Origin of the sequence: Undibacterium sp. KW1 (genome assembly GCF_009937955.1) — a bacterium.
Lineage (GTDB): Bacteria > Pseudomonadota > Gammaproteobacteria > Burkholderiales > Burkholderiaceae_D > Undibacterium.
The window spans coordinates 2,519,914-2,537,076 of record NZ_AP018439.1; the positions used below are offsets into that span (position 1 = coordinate 2,519,914).

The window sequence follows — 17,163 nt, forward strand, 5'->3', positions numbered from 1 at the left end:
CTTTTTAAATCAAATTATGCGCTTCAAAATAAGGGCACTGACACCTGATCAGCAAATCATTGAAGAAATCATCGATGCACGCACTGAAGCCGATGTGCGCCTGATGATAAAGAACCGTGGCTGGGTGATATCTTCACTGCAGCAAATTGGTGCTCTGTCGTTATTGAAGGCCGGTCACTCCGGTTTAAAGCCTACAAAATTTTCATTGTTACTGTTTAGCCAGGAATTATTGGCTTTGCTTAATGCTGGCCTGACTATTGTAGAAGCACTGGAAGCCTTGCTTGAAAAAGAGCAAAACCAGGAAATTCGTAGTGTACTTTCTAGCATTCTGACAGGTCTGCAGGAAGGTAAGCGTTTTTCACAGGTGCTGGCCGAACAGGCGGAATACTTTCCGGATTTATTTGTTGGCATTGTCCAGGCATCAGAAAGCGCAAGTACCTTGCCACCATCGTTGGCGCGGTTTATTGAATACCAGCAGCGTATTGATGTCGTCTGGAATAAAATTATCAGCTCCCTTATTTACCCCGCCATCCTGTTTCTTGTTGGCGGCGCGGTTACATTTTTTTTGCTGGTGTATGTGGTCCCTCGTTTTGCTGAGGTTTATCGCGGTACTGGACGTTCTCTGCCTTGGTCGTCTCAGCTACTGTTGAATTGGGGGGCGTTCGTGACAGAGCATGCCTCAGTATTTACCTTGGTTTGCCTGGCTGGCGCTTTGTTTTCAGGCATCTTCATCAAAGGTATCTGGCAAAGAAACGGCGCTTTGGGTCTTGTCGCCAAATTTCCGGGTTTTAGCGAGTCGATTCGTATTTATTCTTTATCCAGACTGTATATGACCCTGGGCATGTTGCTGGACGGTGGAATCCCCATCGTTGCTGCCTTGAATACAGCTGCCAACATGGCAGGGGGCAATATGCAAACCGCTTTGCTTCAGGCAACTGCTTCGATTGAATCCGGTGTCATGCTGTCTGAGGCTTTTGAGCACTATGAATTGACGACACCGATTTCCCAGCGGCTGTTAAGAGTTGGTGAGCGCACTGGCGAATTGGGGAAGATGCTGACGCAATCAGCCAATTTTTATGAAGGCGAAATCACGCGCTGGATAGACCGTTTCATCCGTAGTTTTGAACCAATTTTGATGGCTGTCATTGGTCTGATTGTTGGCACCATTGTAGTGCTTTTGTATATGCCTATCTTTGATCTGGCGGATGGTCTTTCATGAATACAACTTCCGATAATATGACCAGCGTCCTGGTTACGCCTGAGTTGCTGCAGCAAGCCAGGGACTATGCCAATCAACATCATGTCAGCATGTGGCTTGCCCTGCATAACCTGACCCAGGTGGAGCCCAGGAAGCTGCTGCAAATGCTGGGCCACTATTGCGATATGCCAGTGATGGAGACGATGGAGTTGCAGGCACACGTGCCTGCTTTTGATTTGTTGCCGCTGAATCGTGCCATGCAAAAGCAAAGCCTGATACTGCGTGATACACAAAATTGCTTATTTGCTGTCATCTCTGATCCCTTTGATCCTGATGCCCAGATATGGCTTGGTTCCATCGCTAAATCGCCTCTACAGTTCCGGCTAGCATTAAATACCGACATACAGGCATACCTGTCGCGCCATGAAGATACTACCCGCACTACGGATAGCCTGGCGAATACTGCGTCCCTTGATACTGCCGCCAAGCGTGAAAGCAAAGCTGCCACCAGGTTGTCATTTGAATCTGTTTCTGAAGCGGCCAGCCCTGCGGTCAAGTTGGTCAATACTACCTTGTACGATGCTTTAAAAGTTGGTGCTTCAGATATCCATCTGGAGAGCACGGCACATGGTTTGAGCGTCAAGTACCGGATTGATGGTGTGTTAGATCACGTCACTTCTACAACTGGTATCGCTGATGCTGAACAGGTAATTTCCCGGCTTAAGGTATTGGCTGAGCTTGATATTTCAGAGCGCCGGGTGCCGCAAGATGGCAGTTTTTGTATTGAGGTCAATGACAGGGAAATCGATTTGCGGCTTTCCATCATGCCCAGTATACATGGCGAAGATGCGGTTATCCGTATCCTCGATAAACGCGCAATGGTAGAAGCTTATGGTGCCCTCAGTCTGGAAGCATTGGGTTTTGATGAAGCCTCACTGGTTACCTTGCGCATGCTGACAGAAGAGCCGTATGGCATGTTGCTGGTGACTGGGCCTACTGGCTCGGGTAAAACTACTACGCTCTATGCAGCACTGTCAGAAATCAATAGCGGACGCGAAAAGATCATTACCATTGAAGACCCGGTCGAATATCAATTGCCCGGCATTTTGCAAATCCCGGTAAATGAGAAAAAAGGACTCACCTTTGCCAAGGGCCTGCGTTCTATCTTGCGCCACGACCCCGACAAGATCATGGTGGGTGAAATTCGCGACCAGGAGACGGCAGAAATAGCCGTGCAGTCTGCACTGACCGGCCATCTGGTGCTCACCACAGTGCACGCCAATAATGTATTCGATGTATTTGGGCGCTTTGCTCATATGGGTATAGATCCTTATGCCTTTGTGTCTGCGTTGAACGGCATCTGGGCACAGCGGCTGGTCCGTATCAATTGCCCGCATTGTTCGACAGAAATCACTGTTGATGAACATATGTTGAAGCGAGTCAATCTTACTGTGGAAGACGTTCACGATTACCATTTCAGACAAGGACAGGGTTGTGGTGATTGTCGCGGAACCGGTTATAAAGGCAGGCGCGCCATCGCAGAGATACTGACTTTGACTGATGAAATCCGTGAAATGATTATCGAAAAACGTCCTATCAGGCAGATCAAGGACGCTGCAAGACGAAATGGTACAACCACCCTGCGTGAAGCTGCGCTGGCAATGGTCAGGCGCGGCGACACGACGCTGGAAGAAATAAAAAGGATTACGCTGCATGCTTAAATTCTTTTGTTCGTCCTTATTGGTTGATATCAACACCAGCCAGTTTCATATCAGCCGGCAGACAGCAAAAATCCGTCGCACGACAACACTTGAGGCTACAGCGCCAGTTCCCTTCGACATAGAGCTGGATGACCATCATTTTTGCGCGCATTGGCAGTCGGTATTTACCAGCTATCCAGATAGAAAATTGTTGCTCGAATTGATAGTGGACGATGTTTTGGTCAAGTATTTTGTGTTGGCACCACCTGCGCAGGCGCGGTCTTTGAAAGATCTTCATGCGGCAGCGCAGATGCGCCTGGAAACTTTGTTTGGCGTGTCCGGGGATGACTGGCTCATTAGCGCGGACTGGCAAGGTAATGAACCTTCTTTAGTTTGTGCCATTCCCAAGGTGCTTCTGGAAAAAATAGGCATTGCAAGTAAACAATCAGGTCAACAAATATTGAGCTTGCAGCCTCGCTTTGTGTGGTTATGGAACCAATGCAAGCAAAGGCTCCCAATGGATGGTTGGTTTGCATCTGTTGATGAGAAAATCATGACGCTGGCTGCATTCCGGGGCGGAAGTGTGAATATGATCACCAGCATACTGTTGCCCAAGGATAGCGATAACGTATGGGTGCAAACTCAATTGCAAAGGCTGGCAATGCTGCATCATTTGACCCCGCCTGCGCAATTATTGCTTGCTGGTCGAATCCCGGCAGCATGGCAAATGAGCCTGTTGCACCGTACTAATCAGTATCAAATCGCAAAAATAGACTTCGCAAATAAAATAGCTACTGCCAAGACCGCGTTGGGAAGCATGGAGGAGGTCGCTTCATGAGATCACTACAAATAGAATTTGCTCCAGATTCGATAGCAAAGCGCTTGCATTACACTTCATTTCCAGTGCTGCTGCTGGCTGTATTCACCTTGATCCTGCTTTGTGGTCTGGTATGGCGTGGTAAGCAACTGATGCAAACCAGCATGCATGTTACTGAAAAAGTACAGGCCTTGAAAGCCGATATCGAGAGGGTAGAGAAAAGACAAATCAAGACGCCAGTTGCCAAGCTAGCTCAGGAGCAAGTGATTGCGATCAATCAGGCCGTTGCCAAACTCAATCTGCCCTGGACGGATGTGTTTGATGCGCTGGAAAAAGCCAGTTCTGACAAAGTCGCCTTGTTGCAAGTGACACCGAATAGTCAAAAAGCCAGTTTGAAAGCAATTGCAGAGACAAAGAATGGCGACGATATGATTGCGTATATCGAAGTCTTGAAACAACAAAAACTGTTTACCACCGTGGTTCTTGAAAAACATGAGATCAACGAGCAAGACCAGAACAAACCATACAGGTTTCAATTTGAAGTGCAATGGCGTGACGGAGTGAGGCAATGACGACAACTCTACAACATGCCCCCGGTTCAGCAAGACAAATTCGACTCGCCATTGCGCTTTTGGCGCACAGATTGGGTTGGTTTACATTGCTGTTGTTTAGTTTGTTGCTTGCTGCCAGTGCAGCCTGGTGGTGTGGAGTACCTTATGTGCAAAAGCAAATCTATAGCATGGAAGAGCAACTGGCTGATGTGCAGGCCAGGCGCCAGCAATTGAATGTCGCAAAGCAAACTCCAGCGCCGGATGATAATTTACTACGCCTGAACGCGTTTTATGAATTGCTGGGTGAAAAGAAGCATGTAGAACAGCAAGTTAAAACCATACTGTATCTGGCCAATGAGGCAGGTGTTAGTCTGAAAGCTGGCGAGTATCAACTGGCAGAAAATAGTGCAGGTAAATTTTATACCTATAAGGTGCAATTGCCTGTGAAGGGAAGTTACCAGCAAATCCGGAAATTTGCAGAACAGGTTTTGTTGACTATTCCATTTGCATCGCTGGATGAAATTTCATTCAAACGTGAAGCCATCAACGGTACTACGATAGAATCGAAAATGATATTCACTATCTACGTGAGCGCAGCTATCGCAGCACCCGACAGAGGTTTTGAATGAACGCGCGCAAGATATTGCTGGGCGTTTGTTTGGTTGTTGCTGCATGGCTGGCCCTGTTTGCAGATAAAACTCCTGATGCAGATGTCGTCGAGGCCGTGACACCTGCCAAGAAAACACAGGTAACGCAAACAAATCTTGCCAGCACCAAGCCAGTGGGCGCCAACGCAAAGCTGCCCGCTGCAAGCCAGGTACAGACGATTGCTGCTGTCATCGACAGGAAACAATTAATTGCTGCTGATTACAAAGCGAATGGAAACTTTTTTGATGCGCAAAGCTGGACACCGCCACCTCCACCAACAGCCAAACCACCACCACCTCCGCCACCAACTGCGCCGCCGCTACCATTTCGTTATCTGGGTAAAAAGACAGATGATGGCCAGATAGAAGTGTACTTGTCTAGCGGCGACAGGACTTTTATCGTCCAGGAAAAAACCATTATTGAAAATATCTACCGTGTCGATGCCATCAAACCGACCATGATGAGCATCACTTACCTGCCTTTAAATCAGGTGCAGACTTTGCAAATTGGTAGCACAGATTAAAAAAGAGTATTCATGAATTCAACTCAATATTTACCGCCCCGCAGGCTGCTCGCCCTGATGATAATCTGCATGTCGCTGTTTGGTTGCGCAGCACAGATGGCCTATCGTGATGGCAAAGATTTGATTGCACAAGATAAGCTCGAAGATGGGCTTGAGAAATTCAAGCTTGCCATGAACGAGGCACCTGGTCAGCTTGAATATCGCAAAGCCTATCTTAAAACGCGTGAGCAAATCATCTACAAGCTGCAAGAGCAGGCAGATTTGTCCATAAAATTGGAAAAACTTGCTGCTGCCAGAGAAAATTTTCAAAGAATCCTGAATATCGATCCGGCAAATGAGCAGGCAAGGGCAGGCTTGTCCAGACTCGAGCAACTTGAGCAGCACACCGCTTTGATGGCTGAAGCGCAAGCTTCGTTCGACAAGAAAGATTACAGCCGCACTCAGGCGCTGACTAAAAAAGTATTGGCAGAAAATCCCGCTAATGTCGCAGCCAACAAGCTTGCCAGAATGGTTGCTGAGTCTGTCGCGCAGGTGCCGCAGGAAACCAGGTTAAATGCCGCCTACCGGAAAACCATTAATATTGAATTCCGTGATGCACCGGTCAAGCAGGTCTTTGAAGTGATTTCCCGTACATCAGGTATCAATTTCTTATTTGACCGCGACGTAAAAACTGATCAGCGCACATCCTTATTTCTGAAAAACAGCAGCATAGAATCGGCGATTCATTTTACTTTGCTGACCAATCAGCTGGAAAAACAGGTCCTGGACGGCAATACGATACTCATTTATCCAAATACTGCTGCCAAACAAAAAGAATATCAGGAGATGGTCGTCAAGAGTTTTTACCTGACCAATGCTGAAGCAAAAACCGTGTCGAATTCGCTCAAGACTCTGGTCAAGACGCGCGACATCGTTGTCGATGAAAAACTTAATATGCTTATCCTCAGGGATAGCCCGGATGCTATAAAACTGGCAGAAAAAATCATCGCTCTGCAAGACCTGCCAGAACCCGAGGTGATGCTGGAAGTAGAGATACTGGAAATCAAACGCACCCGTTTGCTGGACCTGGGCATACAATGGCCAAATAGCCTGAGTCTGGCGCCATTGCCATCCGCTTCTGGCGGTGCCCTGACTTTGCGTGACCTCAAAAATAACCTCAATTCATCCACCATAGGTGCGACGGTTGGCCCGGTTTCGGTCAAGGCCAGACGTGAGACAGGTGACGCCAATCTTTTGGCCAACCCACGCATACGTGCAAAAAACCATGAAAAAGCAAAGATATTGATAGGCGAGCGCGTGCCGAATATCACGACCACCGCCACTTCCACTGGTTTTGTTTCAGAAAACATCAACTACATAGAAGTAGGTTTAAAGCTTGAGGTTGAGCCCACTATCTATTTGGACAATGACGTGGGTATCAAGATCGCTCTAGAAGTCAGCAGCCTGACCAATCAATTGAAAACGCAGTCTGGTTCGGTTGCCTACCAGATTGGCACCCGAACAGCCAGTACAGTCCTGCGCCTGAAAAATGGCGAGACGCAAATACTGGCAGGCCTGATCAATGATGAAGAGCGCAGTTCTGGTAACAAGGTGCCCGGCCTCGGTGAAATGCCTATTGTTGGCCGCCTGTTTGGCAGCCAGCTTGACGATAGTCAGAAAACAGAAATCGTCCTGTCGATAACACCACACCTCATACGCAATATCCAGCAGCCAGAAATACGTAATGCCGAATTCCAGTCTGGTACGGACACCAGCTTCAGGGTAAGGCCTGACATGTCTGATACTGCGCCAGGATCAAATACAAACACCGGTGCATTATCTAATGATGCAGCCAGGAGCTCAGTCAAAACGGACAACAGCCCGGCGAACAATCCGGCGAATGGCCTCGGCAGTAACAATGCCAATAATGCCGGAAGCATCAATGGGGGTATAGGTGGTATAGCCGGAACCGGTGGCATCACCAATGTCGGTATGCCACAAATGGAATGGCAGGGCCCACGCAGTGTAAAAATTGGCGACGTATTTTCCTTGCAGTTGATCATGCAATCTGATCAACCCGTAACCAGTGTGCCGCTTATACTAGGTTTTGATCCTGCAGTTCTGCAAATAGTGAATGTCAATGAAGGCATATTCCTCAAGCAGGGGGGGCACCTACCAATTTTAATGCTTCGATTGATCCCAAAGGGCAGGTGACTATCAGTAATACACGTAGTTCTGGCGGTGCCAGCAGCCCTGGCAGCTTGATGACCATCAACTTCCGGGCCATGGCTGCGGCAGAATCTACACCGCTTAAAGTATTGTCTGTCGCCCCTGTAGGTGCAGCGGGGCGCAATCTGCCCGCACAAGCCTTGCTGCCATTCAATGTTGAAGTTCAACCCTGAACATCAGGTTGATAGATATATGCAAGACAAATATAGAGCGACATGAAACGCACACCGGAAAATGGCTTCACCCTGATAGAATTGCTGATTACCCTGGCAATTCTAGGGGTGCTTGCAAGCATTGCCATGCCCGTTGCGCAGATCGCTGTGCAGCGTAGTAAAGAGAAAGAGCTAAAACTGGCACTACGCGAAATACGCACTGCTATCGATCAATACAAGCGTCTCAGTGATGAAGGGCGCATCCCCAAAAACTTCAATTCAACCGGTTATCCAGCTACCCTTGATATACTGATTGAGGGCGTCGTTGATCAACGCGACCCTGGCCACAGAAAAATATATTTCCTGCGCCGCTTGCCGCGTGACCCCATGCAAGTAAATGTCAATCTGGAGCCTGCTGCCAGTTGGGGAAGGCGCAGTTATGCAAGCGAGGCAAATGACCCGCAAGAAGGGGATGATGTGTATGACGTTTACTCGACCAGTTCCCGGCAAGGCTTGAACGGCATCGCTTACACGCAATGGTGAAAATATGCGACAAGCAATAAATCAATACTCCTCGTATAAGCGAAACGATGGTTTTACCCTGATAGAGCTACTGGTGGTGCTCGCCATCGTCGCCTTGCTCAGTACTCTGGCTTTACCCCGCTATTATCAAAGCCTGGATAAAGGTAAAGAAGCTGTTCTGGTCGAAAACCTGCGCACCACCAGAGAAAGCATAGACAAATTTTATGCTGATACCGGCCGCTACCCAGAAAATCTTGAAGAGCTTGTAGATCGCAAGTATTTGAAGAGCATGCCCATAGACCCCATCACCGAAAGCACAACAAGCTGGCAAATCATCGCGCCCATAGATGGCGCACAGGGGCAAGTCTATAATATACAAAGCGGCGCGCAAGGCCAGCGTGCAGATGGCACGGCTTATCAATCTCTTTGACTAAGTGCGCGTGCCAAAGCATACCAGCCTCAGTATCAGGCCACGCAAACCAGCCTGCCATCAAAATGGCATGGCTTACCTTGGCCTGCTATTGAGTGTGGCCTTGTTGTCGATCGCAGCGCTAGCCACCTTGCAAGTTCACAGCCTTATGCAAAGACGTGCTGCAGAAGAAGACTTGCTTTTCATCGGGCAACAATACCAGCAAGCTTTGCTAAGCTATGCCAATGCATCGCCACCCGGCACACTGCGCGCTCCGGCCTCGCTTAATGACTTGCTGCGCGACCCACGTTACCCCATGCCGCGCCGCCACATACGCCAGTTGTACCTGGACCCCATTACTCTGCAGGCAGACTGGGGTTTGATACTGTCGCCAGATGGAAAAGGTATCATAGGCATATATAGCAAGTCTGAGCGCGCACCAATCAAGCTTGCCCAATTTCCTGCCGCATTGAAGGGTTTTGAGAATAAAAAAAGCTACCAGGAGTGGGTGTTCAAGGGCCTTTAAACCTGGCATGAATACCTTGTATGTTACAAATGAAATTTGTATGGCACTAATACCACTTTCGTAAAGACAGCTTGATTAAATAATTCTTTTAAATCAACATTGTCTTATGGAAATTGATCTATCGGAAACGTTTTCCTCGCCCTCTTCAGATATCACTATTGGTGATACTAGTTATCAGAAATTTACTGCTTGCCACAAATTGTAACAATCGTTACTATCCGGGTTCAAATTTCTAACGTCTATCTGCGATCTCTCAAATTAACTACTGAGGTTCGGCTCAGTGCGTTTATTTCAGGGGTCTGCTGTGCTTCAAAATGTCGGTACTTTTGTGCGAAACCTATTGGTTGGTGCTCTTTTTTTGGTCACCTTATTAGTACATGGCGCTTATGCGCAAACCACCGGCCCAGTGGTGAATGGCCTGAAATGGCTTAATACGCAGATACTCTCAGACGGTAAGCTGGGTAATGAGGCTCAGTCCATTGCAACTCCCTTGCAAGCACGAGCAGAAGTAGCTCAGACATTGCAGTTACTGGCAAGCACTCCGGCTAGTTTGTTAACTTCCATATCATCTGAACCAGATGCCAGTACGGAATACCTGGCACGTAAAATCATAACGCTTGCTACTGCCAAAGCTGATACCAGTGCGCTGATGGCACAAATGCTTAATCGCATCAATGTTGACGGTGGTTTTGGCGGTGCCCCAGGCTATGCCAGTAATGTACTGGATACGTCCCTGGCTTTGCTTGCTCTGAAACAGGCAGACCGCACAGATGGTGTCGTTGCGGCTCTCGCTTACTTGCAATCAGTGCAGGGAACAGATGGCTCCTTCCAGCTAAATGGCAGGATAGACCTTTATAGCAGCATTTATGCACTCGCCGCTTACCGTGCTCACGCCAGTGCAGTGCCGCTTACTGCATCCATACAAGTGTTGACGACTTACCTCATGGCACAGCAATCGTCGCCTGGTAGCTGGAACAGCTCAGTTTTCCTTAGCTGTCTTGCTTATGAAAACTTGCATGATTTTATTCCTGCAGTACCTACGGCTACTGCCGTTCAAACTTATCTGCTGAATGCCCAGTTGCCAGATGGTAGCTGGGGAGGTGATCCCTATCAAACGGCATTGGCACTGCGTGCCCTGAGTATCAGCCAGTATGTTCCAGCCGATCCAAGCCTGGCAATCATCAAAGGTAAATTGCTTGAGAGTCAGACCGGCTTTGCCGTCGCTGGTGTGCGTGTCGTGCTTGTCGGTTCAAAAACAGTTGAGCTGACGACCGGTGCCGATGGTAATTTTAGCTTCACCAACCAGACTCCCGGTAACTACTCCCTGAGTTTCTCGCTGGCGAATTACACCAGCTTGAGTGCTACTACCAAAGTGAATGCAGGCCAGGTCATGGACTTGGGCGTGCTCAAATTATCCAAAATCAGTACTGCAACAACAGCGACTATTTATGGCGTGGTGTCTGATGCACTTAGCGGAGCACCTGTGCCTGGGGTACTTGTTTCAGGTGCTACGTTCAGTACCGTGACAGACATGAATGGCAGCTACCAGTTTGTCAATGTTTTGGCGGGAGATGTGCCGTTGACCGTCAGCAAACTGGGCTACAAAACGGTCAACAATACTATTCGCGTTGCTGCGGGTGCTACGGCTGTTTACTCACCTAAGATTTCTGCTTCTGGTAATAGCTCTGATGTGACCAGCACCAGCATTTTTGGTCAGGTAATGGATGCAGGAAGCAACCAGGTTCTCGCTGGCGTTGATATTACGATAGTGGATGCAGCCGGGCCTCATACATTGAAATCTGATGCCAATGGTAAATTCGTTCAAGGGAATGTACTAAAAGACGCGAACGGCATGGTCAGCATGACATTCAAGCTTGGCCAATACCTTGATACCAACACCGTTGCATTCATAGATGGCCAGTCCACTGTCGATATGGGACAGATACGCATGCGTAAGGTCAAGGCAGCAGTTCTGTTGCCCCAAATTTCCATTGCACGTATAGACCGGAAAAACGCAATTACCAATCCACAATCACTGGAATTGTCAGGCTTCCTCAATGTTACTTTGCAGAATACGGGTACTGCTGATGTCCCGGCAGGTATCAAATTACTGGCGTTTAACGATACCAATAAAAATCGCTTATTTGACGGTAATATCGACCTGAAACTGGGCTCAGCCAGCCTGGCGAGTTCAATAGCACCGGGGCAAACAGTCGTGGTCCAGGTTCCGGTGAGCGGCATCTTGCCATTCAGAGATGCCCCTATTATTGTCTGGGCAGATAGCGAACAAGGCCTGGTACAGATTAGCAAGGACGATAATCTGAAATCCAGTGCAGACTTTATTGAAATCAAACCTGATTCCACATTATTTCAACCTAAATTGAAATGGCAGTGGGCAGGTGGCACGACCATGCCTGACTATAATCAGGTCGAAATGGCACCTCTGGTTATGCCTGCCGGTAAGGGCAGCAAGTCGTCTATCATCATTTTTGCATCGTTCCGTCATCCATCTTATCGTGACGGAATACTACGTATCGTCAACGGCAAAGACGGCAGTGAAGTAGTCACCGTAACTGACCCGGCTTATCGTATTTCTTCTGTAAGCCATATGGCAGCCGCAGATATTGATGGGTCTGGAGAAATTACCATCATTGCTCAAAAGGCAGATAACGGGCTGATTGCTTTCAGCAGCACTGGCGCCGTCAAATGGATGGTGCCTGGGACACAATTTGTCTCTGCATGGCATGGTGGCGGCATCAGTATTGCTGATCTTGATGGTGACGGTAAGGCCGAGATTATTTATGGCAAAACCGTCTTCAATTACGACGGCACTTTGCGCTGGAATGGCGGCGGTGACTTTATTGGCGATAATTATCAGCGAGGTTATGCTGACGTCGTTGCCCCATACTCTATCGTTGCTGATATCAACCGGACTGGCCGCCCAGCGGTTATTGCTGGCGCATCTGCTTATGATGCAGATGGTCGTTTGTTATGGCAAAACAATGCAGTTGGAGACGGTTTTACCGCAGTCGCCAATTTCACAGGCGATCGTTATCCTCAGATCGTCTCAGTCAACAGCGGCAAAGTGCATTTGCTTGACCATAATGGCGCAATTATCTGGGGCCCTGTTTACCTCCCTGGCGGTGGTCATGGTGGTGTGCCTGTCATTGCTGATATGGATGGTGATGGCATTCCTGAAATTGGCATAGCAGGTGCTTTTGCGTATACGGTATTCGGCGCAGATGGCAGTATCAAATGGAATGTTCCGACTTATGATATTTCATCTGCCACAGGTTCCAGCGTGTTTGACTTTGCGGGTGACCACAAAGCCAAGGTGGTATATGCCGATCAGTTCAATCTGAAAGTATATGACAGCGCCAGTGCCAAGATACTATTCAGTATCCCAAACACATCCGACACCTCTTTTGAAATGGCTGTTGTTGCCGACGTGGACAACGATGGACATGCTGACTTGATCGTTCCGCAAAGTTCTGGCTCTGCCGTAGGCTTGCGTATTTATCAGGATGTGAATAATGCTTGGGTAGGCGTGCGCAGTATATGGAACCAACATAGCTATCACATTACAAATATCAATGATGACGGCACAGTTCCTCGCGTTGAAAAAAATAGCTGGGAAGTCAATAATAATTATCGCTTGAACGCGAGAGTAGACATTTCAGCGACAGCTGCCCCTGATGTGACTGCATCCTTTATACGGATCAATGATCAGGGTGGTGTCAAGTCGTCTGGCCTCACCGTCAGGATAGGTAATGCCGGTTTGCTGCCAATAGCTGCGGGTACACCAATCGCGTTTTACAGCGGGCAAGCGGGAGGCGGCAATTTGCTCGGTACGGCAGTCACCGGCGTTGACCTCAATACCAACGAATATCAGGACGTCACCCTGAATTATTCAGGTTCTATGGCCAGTATCAAAACCCTCGCTGTTGTCGCAGATGACGACGGCAAGGGCGCTCACACGCTCAGTGATTTTGATATCAGCAATAACACTGTGTCGTTTGGCCTGGATGGTTTGGCGGGCTCATTTGCTATCGCAGTCAACACAGATGCAAGCAGCTATCCGTCCAATACCAATGTTCAGCTTACTGCTACGGTAAAAAATCTTGGTAGTTTCGATAATAATGCCCAGGTACAGTTCATTGTGCAAACTATCGATGGCGTTAACGTAGCCGTACTGCCCAAACAGGTAGTAAAAATAGCCGCAACTGCACAAAGTCAGGTGCTTGGTGTCTGGAATACCGGTTCCACTATTGCCGGTAAATATCAGGTCCTTGCGCAATTGCTGGATGCAAATGGCGTAGCATTTACCCAGGCACAGTCAGCCTTCACCATAGGCAGTGGTAATACTGTCCTGACCGCCAAACTCAGTACCGATAAGACCAGCTATGGGCCGGCAGATACCGTACAGTTAAGTGATGTCATCAGCAATGCCACACAAAACCTGCCGGTTGATAACATCCAGGTTGTCACCACTGTGAGCAACCCGGATGGCTCAGTACGTTTCAGTAAAACAGAAACCCTGGCACAACTGCCTGCAGCAAATAGCAAAAACTATGCTTACAGCCTGACATTGAATGGCGCAGCACCAGGCCAGTATGCCGTCAAGGTAATCGCAACTGCTGGTAGTACCACCGTACAATCGGTGGCCAGTTTTGTGGTGACCGCCTCTTCCAGTAATGGCAGTGGTCTGACAGGTACTGTCGCCGTCAACCCGGCACAGGTTGCAGTGGGTAGTGCATTGGCACTCAACTTCAGTGCCAGCAATCAGGGCAACAGCGCGCTGACAAATCAGGTATTGAGTGTCAACATCATAGACCCGGTTGGTCAAAAAGTTGTCGCCCAGTTCCCCTATACCAGTACCATTGCAATAGGCGGCACGTTCAGCGGTAGCACAACCTGGACAGCCGCTGGCAGCGTGGGTTCGACCTATGTGGCGGCCCTGACTGCTACTTTCGGTGCCAACACCGTGACCCTGGCCCAAGCCAACTTCACCCTGGCTGCACCGCAAATCAAGCTGAACACCGTCATTGATACTGACAAGAGCAGTTATGCACCGACCGATATCATCAAACTGCATGACCGCCTGACCAATGCCACAAGCAACCAGGCAGCCAATAATCTGCAGGTCGTGGTTACAGTCAAAAACCCGGATGGCAGCACGCGTTTCACTAAAACCGAAACCGTGATCAGCCTGGCAGCCAATGCCGCACAAGACTACAACTACAGCATTAATCTCAGTGCAGCACCGGCAGGTCAGTACACAACTTCTGTCGTAGTCAGCATCGCAGGCAACACCGTGCTCTCACAAGCCAGTGGTGTATTCACAGTAGCATCCACCGCCAGCACAGGCAGTGGCCTGAAAGGCAGCATCACTGCCTCTGCACCGCAAGTGTCAGTGGGCAACCTCATCAGTTTCCCTTTCAATGTCACCAATGAAGGCAATGCCGCTTTGACGGATTTGCCCCTGACCGTCAGCATTACAGACGCAACACAAAAAGTCATCGCCAGCTTCCCTTACAAAACCACGCTGGCAATGACAGCCAGTTTTGCTGGCAACACTGACTGGACCAGTGCCGGTACAGCAGGTGCGCAATATACTGCCGTGTTAAGCGCAAAAGTCGGTAGCAATACCCTGATGCTGGGCCAGGTCAGCTTTACGCTTACTTCATCCGTCGTCAGCCTGACCATCAAGCAGGCCGCAACGCCATGGCAAAACGTGCTCGTCTACAGCGCCTGCAAACGCGCTGCGGACGAATTGTTGGGCAAATGTGCAGCCACCAAGTTCCCGACAGAAAATGCCGCGACCCTGGCTCAATGTGACACTGGCAGGGCAGGCGTACTCGACACTGTCCTCGCTAATCAGGGTATCAGCCACACCATCAGCACCGATGCAACGACTTTCCTGACGCAACTGCGTAGCGGTAACTACAGCACCTACTGGATCAGTAATGGCGCCAGTGCCTTGCCAGAACCGGCAGCGTCCGAATTGCTGGCAGCGGTCAAACGCGGGCAGGGCTTCATGCTTGACAGTTTGGTGACGGCAACCAACCCGCAACTCGCCCAATGTTCAGGTGTCACCAATAACGGTGCCTATGCCACAGCCCTGCAACAGCTGAGCCTGTCTGGCGGCGTGTTCAGTGGTGCTGACCTCGCAGGGCCTGCTACCCAGACCAAACTGGCAACTGCGGGTGGTACTGTCGAAGCAACACTGAAAGGCACAGCCACCAGCCCAGGCATCGTCAGCGCCAATTATGGCAACGGCAAAACCCTGGCATTTGGTTTTGACTGGAATGACACATTGAAAGCGCAAGGCAGCGAAAACCGCTGGTCGCTCATGATCAAGCAAGGCCTGGATTACCTGACACCGGCAGCCGCAGATTTGAATGCACTGCTGCCAGGTGACATCAGCACGCTGAGCAGCACCATCACCAATGCCGGTGCCGCCCAGCCTGTACGCATAGTCCAAAGCCTGCCAGCCGGATCAGTGATCAAGTCCAGTACGCCAGCCGCTACCATAGGCAGTAATGGCAATGGTGATGTCACCGCCACCTGGAACCTGACAGCCGCTTCTGCTGCCGACACCATCGTCTCAGTGCGATGGCAGGCGCCGGTATCTGCCGGTACCTACAACGCCAACCTCGCCCTCAGCATGGTCAGCGGGGGCAATGCCACGCCTTACAAGTCGCAAGACCAGGCCATCAAAGTACAAAGCGCCAGCCAGATCAATGCGCAGACCATCACCTTGATACAAGGCCTGAGCCTGTCAACGCCAGCACAGCTTGCACAACGTACCGCCATTATTGATTTGCTCAACCAGGTCAATACTGCCATGAGCAGCAACAGCATGGACAAAGCCCTGCGCTTGCTGATCACCGTACAGGCCAAGCTCAAAAACATAGAAACCGGCGTCGGCCCGGCCAGCAAATCGCTGGCCAACTTGATTGCGGTGGTTGAACGGCAAATGGCGCGTTAAGCGCAACGATGCACAAAACAGAATAATTGAATGATCATGAAACTAAATTTAAAACGTTCTTTAAACATCGGCGCTCGCTTGCTGATAGGGTTGATCTTGTCGCCCGCCTTAAGCCAGGCACAACAGATTGATCTGGGTGTGGCCGGACAATATTCAGCCTTTGTCTTTGGCAATGTCAGCAACATCACCAACGTCGATGGCCGCCTCGCAGTGGGCGGCATACTCAATACGCCGGGTGGCACGGTCGGTGGCAGCGTCAACTACAACGACACCAACCCCGTCATGGTAGTTGCCGGTAACCTGACTTCTTATGGTGGCAGCCTCGGTAATAACAAAAACAATGCTTACGCCGTGTATGCAGGCACGCTGGGTTCCAAGGCCGCGACTTATCTTGATTTCCGCAAAGTGGCCTTTAGCCCCATCGACTTCGAGGCCGAACGCACTTACCTGAGTGTCTTGTCGCAGCAGATACGCAGCATGCCAGCAACGGGTACCGTCAGCCAGCTCTATGCCAAGGTCACCCTGACAGGCAGCAACCGCGATGTAGAAATCTTTAACGTGACGGCAGACCATGTCGCCAGCACCCATGACTTTGCATTGGCGAACATCAAACAAAGTGCCTACATCATCCTGAATGTGGCAAGTAATGCCCAACGCACCCTCAAGTTTGGCATCACCATGACAGAACTGATTAACCGTAACAGCAAAGTGCTCGTCAATATGTACGATACCGAATTACTCAATCTGAATAATTCCGGTTTCTTCGGTAGCGTCCTGGCTCCCTATGCCTGCATCAAGAATTCGGGCGGTAAAGTTGAAGGCACTGTCATTGCAGCCAGTTGGGATACCAATCTGGCTGTCGGGTCAACTCTGTTTGTGCCGACCAATTAAGACTGCAGGCTTTAAGCAAAAACAAGA

13 protein-coding genes are annotated in these 17,163 nt (G+C 49.5%); all 13 read left to right on the plus strand.

All coding sequences use genetic code 11. From position 1 onward, the window contains the following. The first annotated feature begins 16 nt into the window (after positions 1–16). The 13 genes from UNDKW_RS11375 (at position 17) to UNDKW_RS11435 (ending at position 17,136) form a co-directional block, all read left to right on the plus strand. Entirely contained in the window at positions 17–1,219 is a 1,203-nt protein-coding gene (locus tag UNDKW_RS11375; RefSeq protein ID WP_162058772.1) for a type II secretion system F family protein, read from the plus strand. Continuing rightward, the gene (locus tag UNDKW_RS11380) at positions 1,216–2,919 is read left to right on the plus strand and encodes a GspE/PulE family protein (protein ID WP_232063345.1); all 1,704 of its coding nucleotides are present in this window, start codon (positions 1,216–1,218) and stop codon (positions 2,917–2,919) included. The genes UNDKW_RS11375 and UNDKW_RS11380 overlap by 4 nt, the downstream gene beginning before the upstream one ends. Continuing rightward, positions 2,912–3,736, plus strand: coding sequence for a hypothetical protein (locus UNDKW_RS11385; protein WP_162058773.1), 825 nt, complete (start codon positions 2,912–2,914; stop codon positions 3,734–3,736). Before UNDKW_RS11380 ends, UNDKW_RS11385 begins: the two co-directional genes overlap by 8 nt. Beyond that, entirely contained in the window at positions 3,733–4,287 is a 555-nt protein-coding gene (locus tag UNDKW_RS11390) for a PilN domain-containing protein (RefSeq protein WP_162058774.1), read from the plus strand. The genes UNDKW_RS11385 and UNDKW_RS11390 overlap by 4 nt, the downstream gene beginning before the upstream one ends. Beyond that, entirely contained in the window at positions 4,284–4,895 is a 612-nt protein-coding gene (locus tag UNDKW_RS11395; protein ID WP_162058775.1) for a hypothetical protein, read from the plus strand. The genes UNDKW_RS11390 and UNDKW_RS11395 overlap by 4 nt, the downstream gene beginning before the upstream one ends. After that, the gene (locus tag UNDKW_RS11400; protein ID WP_162058776.1) at positions 4,892–5,437 is read left to right on the plus strand and encodes a hypothetical protein; all 546 of its coding nucleotides are present in this window, start codon (positions 4,892–4,894) and stop codon (positions 5,435–5,437) included. The genes UNDKW_RS11395 and UNDKW_RS11400 overlap by 4 nt, the downstream gene beginning before the upstream one ends. Positions 5,438–5,449: 12 nt before the next feature. Continuing rightward, the gene (locus UNDKW_RS11405; RefSeq protein ID WP_162058777.1) at positions 5,450–7,630 is read left to right on the plus strand and encodes a secretin N-terminal domain-containing protein; all 2,181 of its coding nucleotides are present in this window, start codon (positions 5,450–5,452) and stop codon (positions 7,628–7,630) included. Then, positions 7,627–7,818: a hypothetical protein gene (locus tag UNDKW_RS11410; protein ID WP_162058778.1), complete on the plus strand. Its 192-nt coding sequence runs from the start codon at positions 7,627–7,629 to the stop codon at positions 7,816–7,818. Before UNDKW_RS11405 ends, UNDKW_RS11410 begins: the two co-directional genes overlap by 4 nt. 42 nt (positions 7,819–7,860) lie before the next feature. Beyond that, positions 7,861–8,340, plus strand: a complete 480-nt coding sequence (locus UNDKW_RS11415; RefSeq protein ID WP_162058779.1) for a type II secretion system protein — start codon at positions 7,861–7,863, stop codon at positions 8,338–8,340. Positions 8,341–8,344: 4 nt separating this feature from the next. Further along, complete coding sequence (locus UNDKW_RS11420; protein ID WP_162058780.1) at positions 8,345–8,749, plus strand: type II secretion system protein; 405 nt, start codon at positions 8,345–8,347, stop codon at positions 8,747–8,749. 10 nt (positions 8,750–8,759) lie between these two features. Next, positions 8,760–9,254 (plus strand): type II secretion system protein, encoded by a 495-nt coding sequence (locus UNDKW_RS11425; RefSeq protein WP_232063346.1) that lies wholly within the window; start codon positions 8,760–8,762, stop codon positions 9,252–9,254. Positions 9,255–9,612: 358 nt separating this feature from the next. Then, the gene (locus UNDKW_RS11430) at positions 9,613–16,245 is read left to right on the plus strand and encodes a carboxypeptidase-like regulatory domain-containing protein (RefSeq protein WP_162058781.1); all 6,633 of its coding nucleotides are present in this window, start codon (positions 9,613–9,615) and stop codon (positions 16,243–16,245) included. A 36-nt stretch (positions 16,246–16,281) separates the two neighbouring features. Then, positions 16,282–17,136: a choice-of-anchor A family protein gene (locus UNDKW_RS11435; protein ID WP_162058782.1), complete on the plus strand. Its 855-nt coding sequence runs from the start codon at positions 16,282–16,284 to the stop codon at positions 17,134–17,136. Positions 17,137–17,163 lie beyond the last annotated feature (27 nt).